We start from the raw sequence: 18,869 nt of genomic DNA on the forward strand, positions 1-18,869 counted from the left end.
GCCGCCTGAGGACCGGGCAAAACGCTCAATCGGGCCATTTTTGACAGCTTTATGAAGTTCATCGTTCGCTATTGTATTTATTGCCTCCCAGAGTCAAGACTTACGGGGTAAAACAGAGCGAAAAGGTGCGCATTTTTCGAGAAAACGCGCATTCACCCTACGCTTATTCACTTTGAAAGCCCGCCAAATGGCCAAATCCGTCAAAAGCGGCGATCACAGGGTCAAGCCACTCAAACAGGACAAAGAAGCTATTTTTAGGCATTTCTCCTGAATTTGGCCTTGCACATCAGGAAAATTCGGCTATAAAGCGCGGATCAGCTAGGCGAGGCCGAGGGCTGAACGGAAGACTATTGTCTGGATTTTGCACCTTAGCACAATCCGGGCAACGGTAGGAAAGAGAGATTTCCGTCTTCCTGTGTCCTCGCTCTTTAAAGCAATAAATTCTCAAAAGAGCCTTGTCATCTAAGGCTTTTTGGAGGCTTAGCGCCGGTCGAGCTGATATGTTGAAACTCAAGAGACAAGGCAGGAACAATGGCGCTTTACGAGCACGTTTTCCTTGCTCGCCAGGACATCTCTCAGCAGCAGGTTGAGGCTCTGGTTGAGCAATATAAAACCCTTATTGGTGAATATGAAGGCTCCGTCGGCAAAGTCGAATTCTGGGGACTGAAAACCATCGCATACCGCATCAACAAGAACCGCAAGGCGCATTATGTTCTGATGAACATCGACGCTCCTTCCGATGCAATTGTTGAAATGGAACGTCAGATGCGCATCAACGAAGATGTCATGCGCTTCATGACCATCCGCGTTGAAGAGCACGAAGAAGAACAGTCTGCAATGATGCAGAAGCGCGACCGCGACGACCGTCGTGGTGGCCGTGGCGATCGCAACGATCGTGGCCCGCGCGGTGACCGTGGTGACCGCCGTCCACGTCGCGAAGATCGTGACAACAATTCTGACAAAGCAGCTGAGTAAGAGGAGCAAGAATCATGTCTGGAGCACGTCGTCCATTTTTCCGTCGTCGCAAAACTTGCCCTTTCTCCGGCGATAATGCACCGAAGATTGATTACAAGGATGTTCGCCTTCTGCAGCGTTACGTTTCCGAACGCGGTAAGATCGTTCCATCCCGTATCACGGCAGTTTCTGCCAAGAAACAGCGCGAACTGGCTCGTGCCATCAAACGCGCTCGCTTCCTGGGCCTTCTGCCATACGTCATCAGCTAAGCGCTGAGTGGCATCAAGATTTGGAAAAGGGCGATCAAGCGCCCTTTTCCCTTCCCAAACTTTCGGGAAATCCACTATCGACCGTTGGGACAGGCGAATGTGACCTGCCTCTAACCGCCAGCAAACGCCCACCTCAGGGCAAGCGGGACAGCCAAGAGAATGAGCAACTATCTGATCATAGGCATTATTGCCGGTCTTTGTACCGCGCTTCTGAACCTCTCCGGCTATGTCGGCGGGATGTTCGGCCTTGGCATCATTCTCATTATTCTCTCCCCTCTTCCCCTGATGATTGCATCGCTCGGCTGGGGCTCCTTTACTGGGCTCATCGCCGTCGTCAGCTCTGGTGTGGCTCTTTCGCTTCTGATCAGCCCACTCGCAGGCCTTCTTTTCATGGTGGTGAACAGTGTTCCCCCTTGGTGGTTGGCGCGACTGGCAACCCTTAGCCAGACAAACACCGAAACCGGCGAAACCATCTGGTATCCGATGGACCGCCTGCTGATGTGGATCGCGTCCATCGCCTGCATCACCAGCGTCGCCATGTTCATCCCGTTTGGTTTCAGTCTCGATCAATATCGCGACACAATCTCGGTCATGATGAACCAGGTCTACGAGGCCCAGCAACTGTCGCTGCCTGAGGGAACCGCCCTGACCATTGACGACATCGTCTCGATGATCACCTGGATGGCGCCCATGGCCTCTGTTCTGATGGTGACCTTCAGTTCGGTGGTCAACCTCTATCTGGCAGGCAAGGTGGTTCAGAAATCGGGAAAGCTGCAACGTCCCTGGCCAAATCTTCACCAGCTGACCTTGTCGCCCGTCGCCGTATTCATCTTTTTGGTTGGTCTCGCCCTCATGTTCATCCTGAGTGGCCTGCCCCAGATTCTGGCGCAAATCGTAGCCACTGCCTTTGGCACGGCCGTGCTTCTGGTTGGCCTTTCTGTCCTGCATTACCTGACCCGCCAATCTCCGGCGCGGCTGGTCATTCTATGGACGACCTATTTTCTCCTCGCCATTTTCCAATGGATCGGCATCGTGCTGATTTTTTTGGGTGGCGCAGAAATCTTCTTTAATGTCCGCTCCCGAATGCCGCGCGGTCCCCTCAGACCAACCGACCAAGACAAAGATGAGGGAAACGGGCAAAGCTGATCCGGGCCTTACCGGCCCAATTGAACCAATAAAGAAAAACACAAGGAACAGTCATCCTTAAGGGATGATAAAATGGAGACTAAAATGGAACTGATCCTGCTTGAACGCGTCGCAAAACTCGGCCAGATGGGCGACATCGTCACTGTACGTACCGGCTATGCACGTAACTTCCTTCTGCCTCAGGGCAAAGCCATCCGCGCTTCCGAAGCCAACAAGAAACGCTTCGAATCTGAACGCGCACAGCTCGAAGCTCGCAACCTGGAAGCCAAGAGCGAAGCAGAAGCTCTTAAAGAACGCATCGGCGCCAAAACGGTTATCGTTATCCGTGCCGCTTCCGAAACCGGCCAGCTCTACGGCTCTGTTTCCACCCGCGACCTTGCCGACGCTCTGTCTGATGGCGGTGTATCCCTGACGCGCAACCAGGTTTCTCTGGACCGTCCGATCAAGACCATCGGCATGCACTCCGTTACCGTGATCCTGCATCCGGAAGTCGAACTGGTTGTCACCGCCAACGTTGCCCGTTCTCAGGACGAAGCTGACCGTCAGGCTGCTGGCGAAGACCTGTCCCTGACCGAACGCGACGAAGCATTCGAGTTTGAAGAAGATCTGGAACTCGACGAAGAGCTGCTGGAAGAAATCGAAGGCGAAGAAGAAGCTGAAGCTTCTGAAGAAGTCGCCGAAGAATCTGCTGAAGAAGAAGAATAAGAGCTTCTTATTCCCATCGACAGCGTCTGCTTATGCAGAAATGTCTTTTGAAAACCCGGCCTCTGTGCCGGGTTTTTTTATATCTGACTGGGGAATAGCGCTGGTGGATGATACAAATCAAATAGAATATTCTATTGTATAATATACAGCATACTAATCTGAATAATCCTAGTGATCATTCATCCAGACATCAAAATCAAAAGCAACCAGCTTGATGGATATCGAAATGAAACCAGCATTCACTCTGACCCCATTCGCATTGCTGCGCATCGTCACCGGCCTCATCTACATCCCTCACGTTCTGTTCAAGTTTCAGGCGTTTGATATGTTGCTTGGCTATTTTGCCAAAGTCGGCCTTCAGCCCGCCATCTTCTTTGTACTTTTGGCAATTGTGACCGAAACCGCTGTTGTCATCGGCCTGACCTTCAACATTCTGACTAAATGGCTTGGTCTGGCATCAACTGGCACCATGGCGATTGCCGCCTATACCACGCTCTTCACCAAAGGAGAGTTTGTGTGGACCTGGAACAAGGGGGGCGTCGAATATATCTTCCTTCTTGGCTTTGTGTCCTTCATTGTCGCCTGGGAAGCATGGCGTCAGGAGCGCGCCGAGTATGGTCGCAACTTCTTCCTGTGGCCAACAAAAGCCAAGTAAGAGCGACAGCGCATCAAGAGCACTAAAAACGCAAAAAGCGGGCTTCGGGCCCGCTTTTTTTTGCTTTAAATGTGGCAACTTCAGAGGAAGAACCGCATCCCCAAGTCGGGGATCAATGCGCTCCTTGGAGATAGATCCGACCCAGCCCGCGTGTCAGCGCCTTTTCCGCCTCTGAAGGGTCAATCGTCAGATAATCATCGAAGACGTCTTTGGCCTCAGCTTCCCGTCCCTCCAGAATATGCTCCAGAATGGACTGCTGTTTGCTGAAATAGGCCCGTTTGCAAACGTAGCCCTCCAGCATCACCTTACGCAGAAAGCGGATTCGAGCAGAAATATTATTGTTAATCTGCGCCATCACCGGATTCTTGGTCAGCATGGTGACATCGTGAAGAAAAGCCTGATCCGCCCGCGCCATTTCACAAGGCGGCATCTCATTGCCATGTTCTGCCATCTGCTGACAGGATGCGAGCAATACTTCCACCTCGGATTTCTCGGCACGTTCAAACACATGCGGCAAGATGGAGAGATGAAAGGTCTTGTAGGCTTCAGCCAGATGCAGCACATCCTGCAAATCAAGCGTGCGGCAGAAGAAACCATAATTCTTCCTGAAATCGATCAGGTCTTCAGTTACCAGCCGATTGAGGGCTTCGCGAACCGGAGTCCGGCTGACCCCGAGTTCATGAGCCAGATCGGTCTCATTGATCTTGGCCCCAGGCATGAAGCGAAACTCTATCGCCATCTCGCGAACAGCGGAAAAAACGTCACCTGATAATGAGACTGTTTGAGCTTCCTGTGCCATAAAGTACTTACCTAGCAAGCACTTGCCCCGAAAAGGTCAAGTATCTGGAATGCTGCATCAAAGATGTCGAACCTGGCATCTCTCGATCTTGGTTGATCAGCACAGCGAACATTGAGAGCGGCTTTAGCGACAGGGTCCTTGCAATCGAAAAGCCTTGATCAAAAGAATAATAGGCAAAGAAGGCAATCACAAGATCGATTGTGACAATTCGCCTGCCACACTGCTGAATTGCTTAAAATCTAAACCAATTGGATAGGTTTCGAGGTACAACTTGGATCAGAAAAGACCTTCTGAGTCGATTCTCGAACGGACTCGAAAGCCCATCAGAGTCCAGCGAAATTCGAAGGAAAATTTTTCCGCTGTTGATTGCCGTGAATAGCAAACAGAGCGCTTCAAATTGCATGCCCTCTGTGGCTATTTAGATCATCTCACAGCAAGGATGAGGTAAGACCATGGAAACCGCTGCAAAGCTCGAAAAAGCCGATGACATCACATCACGTCAGGCGCCCCACAATCTGGAAGCCGAGCAGCAGCTACTAGGTGCAATTCTGGTCAACAACCAGACTTATGACCGCGTAGAGGCTTTTCTGAAGCCACATCATTTCTTCGATCCGAATCTGCAAGACATCTTTGAAAAGATGTCCAAGCTGATCCGGTCCGGCAAGATCGCTTCACCGGTTACCTTGAAAACCTTTTTCCCGGCAGACTATGTCATCGCCGACATGCCGATCGATGTCTATTTGCTACGCTTAGCGTCTCAAGCCACCTCCATTATCAACGCCGAAGATTACGGCCTCTTGATCATGGACCTTGCCACCCGGCGCAATCTCATCGAGATCGGCACCGATGTGGTCAATGTTGCCTATGATGCCCCCATCGATACGCCACCGCGCATCCAGATCGAGGATGCAGAAAAGCGCCTGTTTGAATTGGCTGAAACCGGCGGCGAAAAGGGCGGTTTCCAGTCCTTTGCTACAGCTGCAACGGAAGCCATCGAGATGGCCGAAGCAGCCTACAAGCGTGATGGACAGCTATCGGGCATCTCCACGGGGCTTACCGACCTCGATCAGAAAATGGGTGGCCTGCAGCATTCGGACTTGATCATTCTTGCTGCTCGTCCCGCGATGGGTAAAACCTCGCTGGTGACCAACATCGCCTACAACATCGCAAGCGCTTATCGCTCTGAAGAACAACCCGATGGCTCGTTGAAAACCATCAACGGAGGTGTGGTTGGCTTCTTCTCGCTCGAAATGAGCGCTGAACAGCTGGCCACCCGTGTTATCGCCGAGCAGGCAATGGTCTCTTCGGAAAAGATCCGCCGAGGCAAGGTCGATCAGGACGAATTTGCCCGCATTGCGCAAAAAGCGCAGGAAATGCAGATCACGCCGCTGCATATCGACCCGACCGGTGGTATTTCCATCGCCCAGCTCGCCGCGCGTGCCCGCCGCCTCAAGCGCCAGAAGGGCCTTGATCTGCTGATCGTCGACTATCTTCAGCTGCTTTCCGGTTCCGCCTCCAAGGCCTCTCAGGGGCGTGTGCAGGAAATCACCGAAATCACGACCAACCTCAAGGCTCTCGCCAAGGAGTTGAGCGTTCCGGTGATCGCCCTCTCCCAGCTTTCTCGTCAGGTGGAAGCCCGAGACGATAAGCGCCCGCAGCTCGCCGACCTTCGTGAATCCGGCTCCATCGAGCAGGACGCCGACGTCGTGCTCTTCATCTATCGCGAAGAATATTACAAGATGCGCGAAGAGCCCAAGCCCGGCACGGAAGAGCATTTCACCTGGCAGTCCGAAATGGAGCGGTGCATGGGCAAGGCAGAAGTCATCATCGCCAAGCAGCGTCACGGCCCGACCGGCATCGTGCCTCTCGCCTTCCAGGGCGAATTCACGCGCTTCTCCGATTTGGCGCGCGACGAATATATCCCCGAGGCTTACGAATAAGAGTACGGACCAGAGATCAGGAAAGCGCCTTCGGGCGTTTTCTTGCTTTAGGGCTCATCTTTGGTCATTCGCCTTAATGGATTTACGGCCTCGCCACCCTCACTCCATCTTAGAGAAACCAAGGCAAGACTGGACAAACCTGTCGCACGTTTGCTCTGATGCAAAGACCAAAAGCAACCAAGGAAAAGGGGCTCGTATTCCAAATGAAGATGTTTCAAGAGCATAACAGCCGACAGTCGCAGGCTCACAAAGATATTTATGCCGCTTATGAGCTCGCCTATACGCTGGTCGACTTTTCCGCGGCTCTTCTGTTCGTCGTCGGCTCGGTTATGTTCTTTTATGATAGCTGGCAGATCCCCGGCACATGGTGCTTTCTGATCGGCTCCATTTTCTTTGGTGTCAAACCGACATTGCGCGTGGTTAGAGAATTTCATTATCTGGCCATTGGTCGCAAGAAGCATCTCGCCGAGCGCGCGCCCAACTGACTTTTGGGCTTGCACCTACTCAGGAGCGCAGACTAAACTGCGCCCAACTCATGGAGCCCGACGCTCCACCCTACCAAAAACAAGAAAAACGGTTTTCCCTCCCCCTTTGAAAACCGACCGCCTCTGCTAAAGGCGCAGAAAAGGTGCATCATGCCCGATATTTCTCTCCCCCATATTTCCCATCTCACCGCACCAGACCCGAGCCTTGCCGGCAGTCACCTGACCATCGATCTCAAGGCCCTTGCCGACAATTACCGAATGTTGGCGCAGAAAACAGGCTCCGCAGAATGCGCCGCCGTCATCAAGGCTGATGCTTATGGAACAGGCCTTGAACCCGCCGCAGAGACCCTGTGGCAGGCTGGTGCGCGCACATTCTTCGTGGCTCATCCGCAGGAAGGCGCCAAGGCACGAACACTCCTGCCAGATGCTGTCATTTATGTGCTTAATGGCCTGGTGGGAGACGACAGCAAAGACGGCTTTGACTATTATCGCGCCCATCAGCTGCGCCCTGTGCTGGGCTGTCGAGAGGAAGTTTCCCTCTGGCAGGATTATTGCGCCAACAGAGAAGAGGCCCTTCCTTGCGCCATTCATTTCGACACCGGAATGAACCGCCTTGGCTTGAGCTTTGCAGACGCCGAAGCCCTCTCAACGCAATGGAAGACAGCCAAACCGGCCTTTGCGCTGGAGCTGATTATCAGTCATCTGGTGTGCGCCGACGAACCCAAACACCCGAAAAATCTGGACCAGCTGGAAAAATTCCGCGCCGTGCGCGCCCTGTTCCCGGATGTGAAGGCCTCTCTGGCCAATTCTGGTGGCGTGTTCCTGGGGCCAGACTATCATTTCGATCTCTGCCGTCCGGGCATTGCGCTTTATGGCGGAGCGGTTTGTGAGGGCGAAAAAAGCCCGATGAAGGTCGTCGCAACGCTCAAAAGCCGCGTGCTTTCCATGCGTGACGTGCCCGAGGGACAATCCGTCAGTTATGGCGCGACAGAGACCACCAAACGCAACAGCCGGCTTGCCATACTCTGCCTTGGCTACGCTGATGGGTATCTGCGCACAGCCAGCAGCAGCGACCTCAAAAAAGGCGCAAAGGTCGCCATCAATGGTCATCAGGCGCCCATCATTGGCCGGGTTACGATGGATCTGATTATCGTTGATGTGACGGGCATTCCTCAGGAGCAGGTCAAGCGAGGCGACTGGGCTGAATTTTTCGGCAGCCAGATCCCCGTCGACGATGTGGCCGAGTCGGCTGGCACCATCAGTTATGAACTTCTGACAAGCCTTGGCTTGCGCGCCCTTCGCAGCTATTTATAAGCGCTCGAAGGAAAAAGAGACAGGGATTCGGAGAAAGAACACACCATGGCACGCAAGAAATCGACATTTGTCTGCCAGTCATGCGGCGCGGTAACAAACCGCTGGGCGGGGCGCTGCGAATCCTGCGGTGAATGGAACTCCATCATCGAAGAAGTTGAAAGTGCAGGCATCGGCAGCTCTCCCAAAACCATCCGGGGCAAATCCGGCAGGGTTGTCGAGCTGGTGCCGCTTTCAGGCGAAGACAAGCCCGCTCCGCGCATCGAAACGGGTGTTGGCGAGCTGGATCGCGTCACTGGCGGCGGCTTCGTCAAAGGCTCGGTGCTGTTGCTTGGTGGCGATCCGGGCATCGGAAAATCCACCCTGCTCATTCAGGCTTCCGCCGCCCTCACCCACCATGGACACAGCGTGGTCTATATTTCCGGTGAGGAGGCCATTGATCAGGTCCGCATGCGGGCGGCCCGTCTCGGCCTTGCCGAGGCAACCGTGCAGCTGGCTGCTGAAACCAGCGTGGAAGACATTCTGGCCACCCTCACCTCTGGCCCTCCGCCCCAAATGGTCGTGATCGATTCGATCCAGACCCTCTGGACAGAAGCCGCTGACAGCGCCCCGGGCACTGTGACGCAGGTGCGCGCGTCTGCACAGGCTATGATCCGCTATGCCAAACAGACCGGAGCAGCCGTCATCCTCGTTGGTCACGTCACCAAGGATGGCCAGATTGCCGGCCCCCGCGTTGTGGAACATATGGTAGACGGCGTTCTGCATTTTGAAGGGGATTCCGGCCACCAGTTCCGCATTCTGCGCGCCATCAAGAACCGTTTCGGCCCAACCGACGAGATCGGCGTGTTTGAAATGACCGGAGGTGGCCTCACACAAGTGGCCAACCCTTCGGCCATGTTCCTTGGCGAACGTAACACTTCGACCCCCGGCGCTGCCGTTCTGGCTGGCATGGAAGGCTCCCGCCCCTTGCTCGTGGAAATTCAGGCTCTAGTGGCCCAGTCTCCGCTCGGCACCCCGCGCCGCGCCGTTGTCGGCTGGGATTCAAGCCGCCTGTCCATGATCCTTGCGGTTCTGGATGCCCATTGCGGCGTGCGTCTTTCCAGCCACGATGTTTATCTCAATGTCGCAGGCGGCATGAAAATCAGTGAACCGGCAGCCGATCTTGCGGTGGCAGCCGCGCTGGTCTCCTCGCTGGCAGGCATCGCCCTTCCGTCCGATTGCGTCTATTTCGGCGAGGTCAGTCTGTCCGGTGCCGTGCGTCCGGTGTCGCACACAGCATCGCGAATCAAGGAATCGGCCAAACTGGGCTTTGCCAAAGCCGTTGTTCCGGAAGCCTCACAAAAATCGATCAAATCAGCGGAACTGGAGCTTTCAAACCTCTCAACCCTGACGGATCTGGTGGCTCGCATTGCTTCGGGAACCGAAATCCTGACACAGGACACACAAGAGCCATAAGAAGTTACCCGAAAAGCCTTGCTCTTGCCCCTTTCTTAGCCCTATAGAAGGGCACGAACGCAATTTCGCCGATGCCTGATCACCATCCAGCCCGTGCTCGGCCAAACACAGGATGACTTAACAATGCCCATCACACTCCTTGACGGGATTTTTATTATCGTCTTGCTGATCTCAGCTTTTTTGGCCATGATCCGTGGCTTCGTGCGTGAAGTCCTTTCGATTGCCGCTTGGCTGGCAGCCGCTTTTACGACGCTTAAATTCACCGGGGATTTGTTGCCCTATGTGAAGAACTATTTGCCTGAACCCATTCTGGCGCAAGCGGCCACGGCACTTGGCATCTTTCTCGTCACGTTGATTGTGGTGTCCTTCATCACCATCAAGATTTCCGATTTCGTGCTCGACAGCTCCATTGGTGCGTTGGATAGAACCCTCGGCTTCGTTTTCGGCGCTGTTCGTGGCGCAGTTCTGATGGCCGTTGCGATGGTGTTCTTCAACTGGTTCGTTCCCAGCGACAAACAGCCCGACTGGATCGCACAGGCCAAGGCCAAACCATTGCTCAACACGGTTGGTGATCGCTTGATCAATCTTCTGCCAGATGATCCTGAAGTCCGGATCAAGGAAACCTTGCAGCTCAATCAGGAAGCGCAGGCGCAGGACCAATAAATATGCAGTCATTCCATTTTCGAATTGGTAAAAGGCCACGGAATGACCAAAGCATAGATGACGAAATGAGTGCGCTGTGATAGACATGGCAGCAACATGATTGGCGGGAACATCCCGCCATTCTGCATTCTGGAGCCACTGCATCCCTTTTGAGGTCACTCAGGTGCATATTGCTCTAGACATCAGAACAACAGTTTCTCCGGGCCTTCCTCTTGTGGGGGCCTGCTCGCATTTCGCACCTCTCGGCAGCGCATGTGCCAAAAGCGATTTGCTTTCAAACAAAGACTTGAAACCATTTGCGTTTCACTTGAAAGGATCTCACGATCATGTCGGTAAAGGGATTTTCTCCTGCGTCTCTCTCCCTCTCCTCTAATAACCGGAACACTCCGGCTTCGAGCGAGCCATCATCCAGCCTTCCAGAAGGCTGCCTGGATGCAGCTCAAGATGACTGGTCCTGCGAAGGCGATACCCTGCATGAAGAATGCGGCGTGTTCGGCATCCATAATTTTGAAGACGCATCAGCGCTTACAGCCCTTGGCCTGCATGCCCTGCAGCATCGCGGGCAGGAAGCAGCTGGCATAGCCACCTATGACGGCAAACATTTCCATCTGGAGCGCCGCTTCGGACTGGTCGGAGATAACTATTCCGACGCAGCGACAATGGCCAAGCTACCCGGCAACAATGCCATTGGCCACAACCGCTATTCCACCGCAGGCGGCGCTGCACTGCGCAACGTCCAGCCACTATTTGCCGAGTTGGAAGGCGGCGGCATCGCGGTCGCTCACAATGGCCAGTTCACCAACGCCATGTCCCTGCGTCGCTCACTCATCCAGCGTGGCGCTATTTTCCAGTCCACCTCGGATTCCGAAGTTGTGCTGCAGCTGATCGCCAAGAGCCGTGAATCCAACATCATCGACCGCTTCATTGATGGCATTCGCCAGATGGAAGGCGGCTACGCTCTGGTGGCCCTCACCCGCAAGAAACTCATCGGCGCGCGCGACCCGCTCGGTATTCGCCCGCTGGTTCTGGGTGACCTGAATGGCTCCCCGGTTCTCGCTTCGGAAACCTGCGCTCTCGACATGATCGGCGCCGATTTCGTTCGCGAAATCAAGAATGGCGAAGTGGTGGTCTGCACTGATGATGGCATCGAGAGCTATCATCCCTTCCCCGAACAGCCTGCCCGCCTCGATATTTTCGAATATATCTACTTCTCCCGTCCGGATTCCTTTATCGCAGGCCGATCTGTTTATGAAGTGCGCAAGCTGATGGGCCGCGAACTGGCCAAGGAACATCCTCTGGACGTGGATGTTGTGGTACCGGTTCCCGATTCCGGCGTTCCGGCCGCTCTGGGCTATGCGCAGGAAGCGGACATTCCGTTCGAACTTGGGATTGTGCGAAACCACTATGTGGGCCGGACCTTCATTGAGCCAACCCAGCAGATTCGCGCGCTTGGTGTGCGGCTCAAGCATTCGGCCAACCGATCTCAGGTTCAGGGCAAACGCATCGTTCTGGTGGATGACAGCCTTGTGCGCGGCACCACCTCATCCAAGATCGTGCAGATGATGCGTGATGCAGGCGCAACCGAAGTGCATATGCTGCTCGCCAGCCCGCCAATCACTCACTCCGATTATTACGGCATCGACACGCCAGACCGCGAAAAGCTGCTTGCCGCCCAATATGATCTGGAAGGCATGCGCAAATATATTGGCGCCGATTCCCTTGGCTTCATCTCCATTGACGGAATCTACCGTGCCTGTGGCTATGAAGGTCGGGACAACAAAAACCCGCAATTCACCGATCACTGCTTCACTGGCGACTATCCGACACGCCTGAAAGATCTTGAAGCATCGGAAAATCACAGAGCCCTTGGCCTGCTGGTCGACTAGAAGAGGATTTGAGCGATGACTGAACAACGTCTCAAAGATCGCATAGCCGTCGTTACAGGCGCGTCTCGTGGCATCGGCTGGCACACATCCCTGGCGCTCGCCAAGGAAGGGGCCCACATCATCGCGGTTGCCAAAACGGTCGGCGCTCTGGAAGAACTGGACGATGAAATTCAGGCCCTTGGCGGCTCGACAACGCTGGTGCCGCTCGACCTGATGGATTATGACGCCATCGACCGCCTCGGCGGTGCGATCTATGAACGTTGGGGCAAGCTCGACATCCTGTTTGGCAATGCCGGCTTGCTGGGAGCAGTGACGCCCATCACTCATCTGGACCCGGTCAAGGATTGGGAAAAGGTCATGGGCGTAAACCTGACCGCCAACTGGCGTCTGATCCGCTCCCTCGATCCGCTGCTACGCCAATCTGATGCGGGCCGCGCTCTCTTTGTGACGTCCGGATCACCCCATAAATGCAATCCCTATTGGGGCATCTATTCAATCTCAAAGGCAGGCTTGGAAGCCATGGTCCGCACCTATGCTGGCGAAATCCAGCAAACCAATGTGAAGGCCAATTGCTTCAACCCCGGCCCCACCCGCACAGGCATGCGCGCCAAGGCTGTTCCCGGGGAAGACCCGATGACATTACCACATCCAACCGAGCTGGTTCCTCACATCGTGAACTGTCTCGTACCGGATTGCATGGAACAGGGCCGCATGTATGATTTCCGCTCCGCAAGCTGGAAGATATATGGCTCACCGGTTTACGACGACTGATTCCCAGCCTTGAATTTGAATCCAAATTCAAGGCGTTAGCGCCAAAAGCTGAATCAAAGTCTCAATCGGATCGAACCCGAATCGATTTCAAAGAAATCCCCGACAACCAGTTGAGTTGCCGGGGATTTTTGTTTTTAGTTCCATAATCGGGAATCATATCATTCCGCTGGCTGCAGCTCATGGCTTGGCAGATAGCCCTGATTGTCCCCTTCAACCGCCTTACGCAAACGCTCTTCTGCTTCGCTTGCCTCGCGTTGACGATCCCACATGGAGGCATAGAGCCCACCCTGAGCCAGAAGGTCCGCATGGCGGCCGCGTTCCTTGATCTTGCCAGCTTCGAGCACGATGATCTCGTCTGCCCCGATCACCGTGGACAGGCGGTGCGCAATGACCAGTGTGGTCCGGTTCTGCGAGACCTGATCCAGAGCGGTCTGAATTTCCTGCTCAGTGTGGCTATCCAGCGCTGAGGTGGCCTCATCGAGCACCAGAATCGGAGGAGCCTTGAGGATGGTACGGGCAATGGCCACACGCTGCTTCTCACCGCCGGAGAGCTTTAGCCCTCGCTCACCCACTTCCGTGTCAAAGCCATTGGGCAGGCTCTTAACGAATTCGGAAATCTGGGCCATACGAGCTGCATCTTCGATCTCTTCCCGGCTCGCGGACGGACGGCCATAGCCGATATTGTAAAGCAGCGTATCGTTGAACAGCACCGTATCCTGCGGCACCATGCCGATATTCTGCCGCAGGCTCAGCTGCTGCACATCGCGAATATCCTGCCCGTCAACGGTGATCGCGCCGCCGCTGACATCATAAAATCGGAACAGCAGGCGCGAGATGGTCGACTTGCCTGCCCCCGACGGCCCGACGATGGCCACGGTCTTGCCCGCTGGCACTTCAAAGCTCACACCTTTGAGGATGGGGCGCTCTTCATCATAGTGAAACAGCACATTGTCGAACCGAACAGAACCGCCATCGACGGCGAGCTTTGCGGCAGTAGGTTTGTCCGTAACCTCCGGCGCCTCGCGCATCAGGCTGAACATGGCTTCCAAATCCACCAGCCCCTGCTTGATCTCCCGATGCATGGAGCCAAAGAAGTTGAGTGGAATGGACAGCTGCATCAACAGCGCGTTGATCAGCACGAAGTCACCAACGCTCTGGGTGCCCTGCATAACCCCATAGGCAGACAGGCCCATGCAGGTCGCCATGCCGATGGAAAAGATCACGGTCTGGCCAAAGTTGAGCCAAGCAAGTGACACCCATGTACTGATAGCGGCTTTCTGGTAGACCCCAAGCGAGCTATCATAGCGCGTGCTCTCCATCTCCTCGTTGCCGAAATATTTGACCGTTTCATAGTTGAGCAGGCTGTCGACGGCCTTGGAGTTGGCCTCATTGTCGGATTCGTTCATCCGGCGCCGGATATCGATGCGCCATGCCGTCACCCGAATGGTGAAGGCGACATAGAGCGCGATCATCCCGACAACGACCAGAACATAAATGATATCGAACTGATAGGCGATCACCGCAGCCATGAAGATAAACTGCAAGAATGTGGGCACAGCATGCAGAATGGTATGGCGCACCACTCCTTCAATGGCGTGCGTACCGCGTTCTATAATGCGCGAGAGGCCACCGGTATGCCGTTGCAAATGATAGCGCAAAGACAACTTGTGCATATGCTCGAAGGTCTTGAAAGACAGATTCCGCACTGCATGCTGGCCAACGCGGGCAAACAATGCATCACGCATCTGGTCAAAAGCAACATTGGTTATGCGCGCCAGACCATAGGAGGCAACCAGCATCACCGGAATGCTGAGCCATCCGACAGCGCCCACGCCATCCGGTGCACTGCTATCTGTCAGGGCATCGGTCGCCCACTTGAAGAAATAGGGCGTGAGCACATTGACAATCTTGCCCAATGCCAAGGCGACAACAGCCAAGGCAACGCGTTTTTTCAGATCGCTTCTATCTGCGGGCCAGATATAAGGCCACAATTTGCGTAAGGTCGAAAATGCAGACGCTTCTGCATCGATATCCTGAGCACTTTCACTCTCCGGTTTGGAGATGGAAGGTGGTTTGGTCATAAGAATTTGGTCCTGCAATTGTCGGCTTGCGCCGAGAGGAGGCAAAGCGCATTGTTCTCTGCGCTTTAGTCAATATTGGATAGCGAGTTTGTCACCCCAGCGAAAAATGCTTCGCTACGAGCAAGAAACCAGGAAACCTTTTCCGAATTCACTCGGTAGTGCGATTGCGGGCCCGCCGTTTGCCATTCGATAAAGCCACATTCCCTGAGCACCTTGAGATGCTGCGACACAGTGGACTGGGCCAGCGGCAAGGAAGAGCAGATATCCCCGCAACAATGCTGATGAGAGCCAAGCTTGGAAAGGATCATAAGACGGGCCGGATGGCCAAGCGCCTTGAAAGCGCGGGCAAGCTCCAGATCAACTTCGCAGCAGCAATCGTCGGTCTTTGCATCCCCGCAAAGCCCTCGCTCTGCATTCTCTTGCATTTCGGCCATATCCTTATCCATGTCACGCTTGGAGCCATCAGAAATGGCCAACACATTCATCGCATAATTGCGATTAATAGAGAAACCCGCAGACAAAAACAAGGCTTCATCGCATATTTACGATAAGAAATGTGTTTCAGATCACGCAACCAGGCCCTGCCCATGATCGGCAATCAAAACGCAAAATGGCCCGAAGCGCGAGCTTCTGGCCATTTTACAAAATCAAATAAAGCAGTGTCAGCCCGCAACAGCATCAGCCGAAGGCGCAACATTCTGCCCCAGATCGGGCGTCTCAACCGCATCGAAGTTGTTATCCCAACCATCCTGCCCCTTGGGCAACTCGAACACCTGACCGGGATAGATCCAGTGCGGATCGCGAATCTGGTCGTTGTTGGTGTCGTAAATGGTGGAATAACGAATGCCAGCGCCATAGACACGGCGTGCAATCGTCCAGAGATTATCACCACGGCGGATGATCACCTTCTTGGTTTCAACAGCGCCGGATTCTGCCGACGCGCTCACACCGCGTTGAACCTTGTCGCCCAGGGTGCCTTCCGCGCTGACGATCTGAAGCCCGCCAGCCTGTTTGGAGAAGGTCACCTCGGCGCGTGTCAACACGTCACCATTGCTACCGTCGAGCAGATCCACACGGGCAACATGAGACCCGGCATCAAGAGAAACATTATTGTCGAACAGGAAGCGGCCCCTTTCACCGCTACGCGCGCTTGCGACCTCGCCATTATCGATATAGAGCCTCAACATCGAACCCGATGGCTCCGCAGCACCCGCGACGAAAAGCATATCGCCTTCAATCTCTACAGCCTCAATCGAGATGGACTGTGCAGTAGCATCATCGGCAGGCTTTTCAAGCGCTGCCTGAGCCGGAACAACCTGCTCGGAAGCACTTTCCTGCGCAACGGCAGTCTGCGCAGGGCTTGTATCTTGAGTGGCATCAACCAACGCATCCGTGCCCGTATCCTTACTGGCAACGGCCATTGGCTCGGAGCCGCCCGCTTTGGTGTTCGTTCCTTCTTGCATCGGTGCCGCATTAGCAGAAGGCTCTGCAACTGGCGCCCCAACAGAAGCATTGTCAAGGCTGACCACTTGGGCAGAAGCATCACCGGCAGTCTCGGCAGACGCAGTCTCTGTCTCCCCTGAAGATTCTGCAGGTTCTGCCGCCTCAGTAGACGCTTCAGCTGCCTTTGGCTTGGCGATGCTGGCCAAAATCTTGGAGGCCTTGCCCGGCTCGGTCTCAACGACCAGCAATTCCCCATCCTTTTCCGCAGAACGGGCAACCGTCACCGAGCTTTGGGACGCAATCGCCTCGCCGCCATCTTCTGACTGGGCCGAAAGGGAAAGATCAGACACGCCTTCCCCGAGCGGATCATTCAAGATCATAACCCACTCACCATCGGTATTGGCGACGGCTTTGGACAGAATGGCCGATCCGTTTTTCAATTCCACGGTCCAGCCTGGCTGTGCCCTGCCCGCAACAAGCGTATTGCCATCAGGCTCGACACGCACAATATCAAAGGTCGGCGCCAGATCAGACCCTGCGGACTCCGCATCTGATCCTGTTTGTTCCGCTTGCCCGGTTTGTTGGGGCTCTTTGGTGTCAAGCGCGCTATCCGGCTTGGAAGCTGTCTCTTCCTTGGCCGCTTCAACTGGCGGCTGGGTCTGCTCTTTCTCAGGCAACACCAGCGAGGTAACAGACGACAGGCTGTCATTGATACCATCCGCCAGATTCCCCAGACCAATTCGGTCTCCGAAAGCGGCGATGCCAACAACGAGAGCAACAAAAACACCGCAAACTATTGCGACAAAAGGAGCAGCAGATTTCATCCTACAATCACACTTCAGTTGTGCCGATCAGCGGCAATGCCACAATTAACACCAGAACGGACATCGGCTCGACAATTCCCACGCCGTCCAGCGCCTTCCCTACAAGGGCAGAAAAGGCATAAAGCACCCGAATGTTCAACGAGTCACCCGAAAATGATAGAGTCTTGAACCTTCAAGCCAATTCCTAACCTTTTTTTAACACCCGGACAAGACTAGCGCACTATTTGCAACAACCGGCTTGACCGGACCGGACATCAATGCAACACAACATCCATGTCTAAATTAAAAAATATTTGCGTCTACTGCGGATCCGGAAGCGGTAAATCACCTATCTATGCAGATGCTGCGCGCTCGCTTGGCGAACAATTGGCCAAAGCGGATATCAGGCTTGTCTATGGTGGCGGAGCAGTTGGCCTCATGGGCATTCTTGCCAAGAGTGTACTCGACAACGGGGGCAATGTCACCGGAATCATTCCAGAGTTTCTTCAGGAACGCGAAGTCATGCTCGATACAGTCCAAGACTTGATCGTCACCAAGGACATGCATGAAAGAAAACGCAAGATGTTCGATGCAGCTCAAGCCTTTGTAGCGCTTCCCGGCGGCATCGGAACCTTGGAAGAAGTGGTCGAAATGCTCACCTGGGCACAATTGGGGCAACATAAGAAGCCGATTTTATTGGCCAATATTAATGGCTTCTGGGATCCTCTGGCTCGATTGTTCGATCATATGGAAGAAGAGGCCTTCTTTCGTCAGGGAATGGGCATTTCCTTTTTGACCGCCCGATCCACCGATCAGATCGTCCCCTTGCTACGCGAAGCAGTGGACAAAATCCCAGAAGAAGAGATGGACGGATCACACCGAAACAGCAGTCTCGACGCTCTTTAGCAGCGCGCGATAGGGCGTATTCTATCCACACTTCGCGTTGCCATATCAGCACCGATACCATAGGATCCGCGCGCAAAACTCGGCTTCAACAAATATTGGCAGTCCAGTCTGCCCGGATGGCTTCATGAATCAACCTGCAACCCTGGGGGCTCTGGCGGCACTGATCGTCGGCGCTGTCATTTCCTTTCAGGCCATTCTGGCAGCCCGCATCAGTCTGGCGGACAACGCAGCCAGCACCGGGCTGGTCATGTATGTCGCAGGTGGCCTGATCGCCATTTCCCTGTTGGCGCTTTTCACCTATAACGGCCAATTGACGCTCGCCCCTCTGGGCTGGCAACGCATCTTGCAAATGCTGCTTGGCGGCCTTGCCGGCGTCATCATCGTCACCGGCTCGGCCTTTGCCTTTGCCAAGGTCAACCCGGCAGCCGCCGTAGCGCTTATTGTCTTTGGACAAATGGGCGTGGCCCTGCTCGCCGACTATCTGGGCGTCACCGGACAATCGTCGACGCCGATTGATTGGCGCCGGATTGCGGGTCTAACGCTTTTTGCAGCAGCGATCTGGTTGCTCATCACCCCCGGCAAAGACTAGGCCGCAGG

General features: G+C 54.6%; 19 protein-coding genes. 14 read left to right on the top strand and 5 right to left on the bottom strand.

Going from position 1 to position 18,869, the window contains the following annotated elements; all coding sequences use genetic code 11:
- The first annotated feature begins 531 nt into the window (after positions 1–531).
- The 5 genes from rpsF to BM258_RS10230 all read left to right on the top strand — a co-directional run bounded on the left by rpsF (position 532) and on the right by BM258_RS10230 (position 3,729).
- Complete coding sequence (rpsF, locus tag BM258_RS10210) at positions 532–975, top strand: 30S ribosomal protein S6 (protein WP_090071767.1); 444 nt, start codon at positions 532–534, stop codon at positions 973–975.
- Positions 976–989: 14 nt separating this feature from the next.
- Positions 990–1,223 (top strand): 30S ribosomal protein S18, encoded by a 234-nt coding sequence (rpsR, locus tag BM258_RS10215; RefSeq protein WP_090071769.1) that lies wholly within the window; start codon positions 990–992, stop codon positions 1,221–1,223.
- A 159-nt stretch (positions 1,224–1,382) separates the two neighbouring features.
- Positions 1,383–2,369, top strand: a complete 987-nt coding sequence (locus BM258_RS10220) for a DUF2232 domain-containing protein (RefSeq protein WP_090071771.1) — start codon at positions 1,383–1,385, stop codon at positions 2,367–2,369.
- Positions 2,370–2,453: 84 nt separating this feature from the next.
- On the top strand, positions 2,454–3,074 hold the full coding sequence (rplI, locus tag BM258_RS10225; protein WP_090071772.1) for a 50S ribosomal protein L9: 621 nt from the start codon (positions 2,454–2,456) through the stop codon (positions 3,072–3,074).
- Between the two features lie 226 nt (positions 3,075–3,300).
- Positions 3,301–3,729, top strand: a complete 429-nt coding sequence (locus BM258_RS10230) for a DoxX family protein (RefSeq protein ID WP_175528026.1) — start codon at positions 3,301–3,303, stop codon at positions 3,727–3,729.
- A 112-nt stretch (positions 3,730–3,841) separates the two neighbouring features.
- Here BM258_RS10230 and BM258_RS10235 read toward each other — a convergent pair whose 3' ends face one another.
- Entirely contained in the window at positions 3,842–4,528 is a 687-nt protein-coding gene (locus tag BM258_RS10235; protein WP_090071776.1) for a GntR family transcriptional regulator, read from the bottom strand.
- A 452-nt stretch (positions 4,529–4,980) separates the two neighbouring features.
- Between BM258_RS10235 and BM258_RS10240 the strand changes: the two genes are divergently transcribed.
- The 7 genes from BM258_RS10240 (at position 4,981) to BM258_RS10270 (ending at position 13,039) form a co-directional block, all read left to right on the top strand.
- On the top strand, positions 4,981–6,468 hold the full coding sequence (locus tag BM258_RS10240; protein ID WP_090071778.1) for a replicative DNA helicase: 1,488 nt from the start codon (positions 4,981–4,983) through the stop codon (positions 6,466–6,468).
- Positions 6,469–6,671: 203 nt separating this feature from the next.
- Positions 6,672–6,953 (top strand): YrhK family protein, encoded by a 282-nt coding sequence (locus BM258_RS10245; RefSeq protein ID WP_090072207.1) that lies wholly within the window; start codon positions 6,672–6,674, stop codon positions 6,951–6,953.
- A 150-nt stretch (positions 6,954–7,103) separates the two neighbouring features.
- Positions 7,104–8,267 carry an alanine racemase gene (alr, locus tag BM258_RS10250; protein WP_090071780.1) on the top strand — a complete coding sequence of 388 codons (1,164 nt, stop codon included), beginning with the start codon at positions 7,104–7,106 and terminating at the stop codon, positions 8,265–8,267.
- Between the two features lie 45 nt (positions 8,268–8,312).
- Complete coding sequence (gene radA, locus BM258_RS10255; protein WP_090071782.1) at positions 8,313–9,719, top strand: DNA repair protein RadA; 1,407 nt, start codon at positions 8,313–8,315, stop codon at positions 9,717–9,719.
- Between the two features lie 123 nt (positions 9,720–9,842).
- Complete coding sequence (locus BM258_RS10260; protein ID WP_090071784.1) at positions 9,843–10,382, top strand: CvpA family protein; 540 nt, start codon at positions 9,843–9,845, stop codon at positions 10,380–10,382.
- Between the two features lie 326 nt (positions 10,383–10,708).
- Positions 10,709–12,268: an amidophosphoribosyltransferase gene (purF, locus tag BM258_RS10265; RefSeq protein ID WP_090071786.1), complete on the top strand. Its 1,560-nt coding sequence runs from the start codon at positions 10,709–10,711 to the stop codon at positions 12,266–12,268.
- Between the two features lie 15 nt (positions 12,269–12,283).
- A complete protein-coding gene (locus BM258_RS10270) occupies positions 12,284–13,039 on the top strand; it encodes an SDR family NAD(P)-dependent oxidoreductase (protein WP_090071788.1) in 756 nt (251 codons plus the stop codon).
- Between the two features lie 158 nt (positions 13,040–13,197).
- On the opposite strand, the gene BM258_RS10275 is transcribed toward BM258_RS10270, so the two are convergent.
- The 4 genes from BM258_RS10275 to BM258_RS24940 form a co-directional block, all read right to left on the bottom strand.
- Complete coding sequence (locus BM258_RS10275) at positions 13,198–15,120, bottom strand: ABCB family ABC transporter ATP-binding protein/permease (RefSeq protein ID WP_090071789.1); 1,923 nt, start codon at positions 15,118–15,120, stop codon at positions 13,198–13,200.
- 65 nt (positions 15,121–15,185) lie between these two features.
- Complete coding sequence (locus tag BM258_RS10280; RefSeq protein WP_210186719.1) at positions 15,186–15,599, bottom strand: ArsR/SmtB family transcription factor; 414 nt, start codon at positions 15,597–15,599, stop codon at positions 15,186–15,188.
- A 183-nt stretch (positions 15,600–15,782) separates the two neighbouring features.
- On the bottom strand, positions 15,783–17,387 hold the full coding sequence (locus BM258_RS10285; protein ID WP_090071791.1) for a LysM peptidoglycan-binding domain-containing protein: 1,605 nt from the start codon (positions 17,385–17,387) through the stop codon (positions 15,783–15,785).
- A 7-nt stretch (positions 17,388–17,394) separates the two neighbouring features.
- Complete coding sequence (locus BM258_RS24940; RefSeq protein WP_280141760.1) at positions 17,395–17,526, bottom strand: hypothetical protein; 132 nt, start codon at positions 17,524–17,526, stop codon at positions 17,395–17,397.
- Between the two features lie 134 nt (positions 17,527–17,660).
- On the opposite strand from BM258_RS24940, the gene BM258_RS10290 reads away from it, so the two are divergent.
- Together BM258_RS10290 and BM258_RS10295 are read left to right on the top strand one after the other, a co-directional pair.
- A complete protein-coding gene (locus BM258_RS10290) occupies positions 17,661–18,272 on the top strand; it encodes an LOG family protein (protein WP_090071793.1) in 612 nt (203 codons plus the stop codon).
- Positions 18,273–18,396: 124 nt separating this feature from the next.
- Positions 18,397–18,861 (top strand): DMT family transporter, encoded by a 465-nt coding sequence (locus BM258_RS10295; RefSeq protein WP_090071795.1) that lies wholly within the window; start codon positions 18,397–18,399, stop codon positions 18,859–18,861.
- The last annotated feature ends 8 nt before the right edge of the window (positions 18,862–18,869 follow it).

It is taken from the genome of Cohaesibacter marisflavi (assembly GCF_900115225.1).
GTDB lineage: Bacteria > Pseudomonadota > Alphaproteobacteria > Rhizobiales > Cohaesibacteraceae > Cohaesibacter > Cohaesibacter marisflavi.

Coding starts and splice junctions, on each gene's coding strand:
- rpsF (WP_090071767.1), top strand. CDS start 532: ATGGCGCTTTACGAGCACGTTTTCCTTGCTCGCCAGGACATCTCTCAG.
- rpsR (WP_090071769.1), top strand. CDS start 990: ATGTCTGGAGCACGTCGTCCATTTTTCCGTCGTCGCAAAACTTGCCCT.
- BM258_RS10220 (WP_090071771.1), top strand. CDS start 1,383: ATGAGCAACTATCTGATCATAGGCATTATTGCCGGTCTTTGTACCGCG.
- rplI (WP_090071772.1), top strand. CDS start 2,454: ATGGAACTGATCCTGCTTGAACGCGTCGCAAAACTCGGCCAGATGGGC.
- BM258_RS10230 (WP_175528026.1), top strand. CDS start 3,301: ATGAAACCAGCATTCACTCTGACCCCATTCGCATTGCTGCGCATCGTC.
- BM258_RS10235 (WP_090071776.1), bottom strand. CDS start 4,528: ATGGCACAGGAAGCTCAAACAGTCTCATTATCAGGTGACGTTTTTTCC.
- BM258_RS10240 (WP_090071778.1), top strand. CDS start 4,981: ATGGAAACCGCTGCAAAGCTCGAAAAAGCCGATGACATCACATCACGT.
- BM258_RS10245 (WP_090072207.1), top strand. CDS start 6,672: ATGAAGATGTTTCAAGAGCATAACAGCCGACAGTCGCAGGCTCACAAA.
- alr (WP_090071780.1), top strand. CDS start 7,104: ATGCCCGATATTTCTCTCCCCCATATTTCCCATCTCACCGCACCAGAC.
- radA (WP_090071782.1), top strand. CDS start 8,313: ATGGCACGCAAGAAATCGACATTTGTCTGCCAGTCATGCGGCGCGGTA.
- BM258_RS10260 (WP_090071784.1), top strand. CDS start 9,843: ATGCCCATCACACTCCTTGACGGGATTTTTATTATCGTCTTGCTGATC.
- purF (WP_090071786.1), top strand. CDS start 10,709: ATGTCGGTAAAGGGATTTTCTCCTGCGTCTCTCTCCCTCTCCTCTAAT.
- BM258_RS10270 (WP_090071788.1), top strand. CDS start 12,284: ATGACTGAACAACGTCTCAAAGATCGCATAGCCGTCGTTACAGGCGCG.
- BM258_RS10275 (WP_090071789.1), bottom strand. CDS start 15,120: ATGACCAAACCACCTTCCATCTCCAAACCGGAGAGTGAAAGTGCTCAG.
- BM258_RS10285 (WP_090071791.1), bottom strand. CDS start 17,387: ATGAAATCTGCTGCTCCTTTTGTCGCAATAGTTTGCGGTGTTTTTGTT.
- BM258_RS10290 (WP_090071793.1), top strand. CDS start 17,661: ATGTCTAAATTAAAAAATATTTGCGTCTACTGCGGATCCGGAAGCGGT.
- BM258_RS10295 (WP_090071795.1), top strand. CDS start 18,397: ATGAATCAACCTGCAACCCTGGGGGCTCTGGCGGCACTGATCGTCGGC.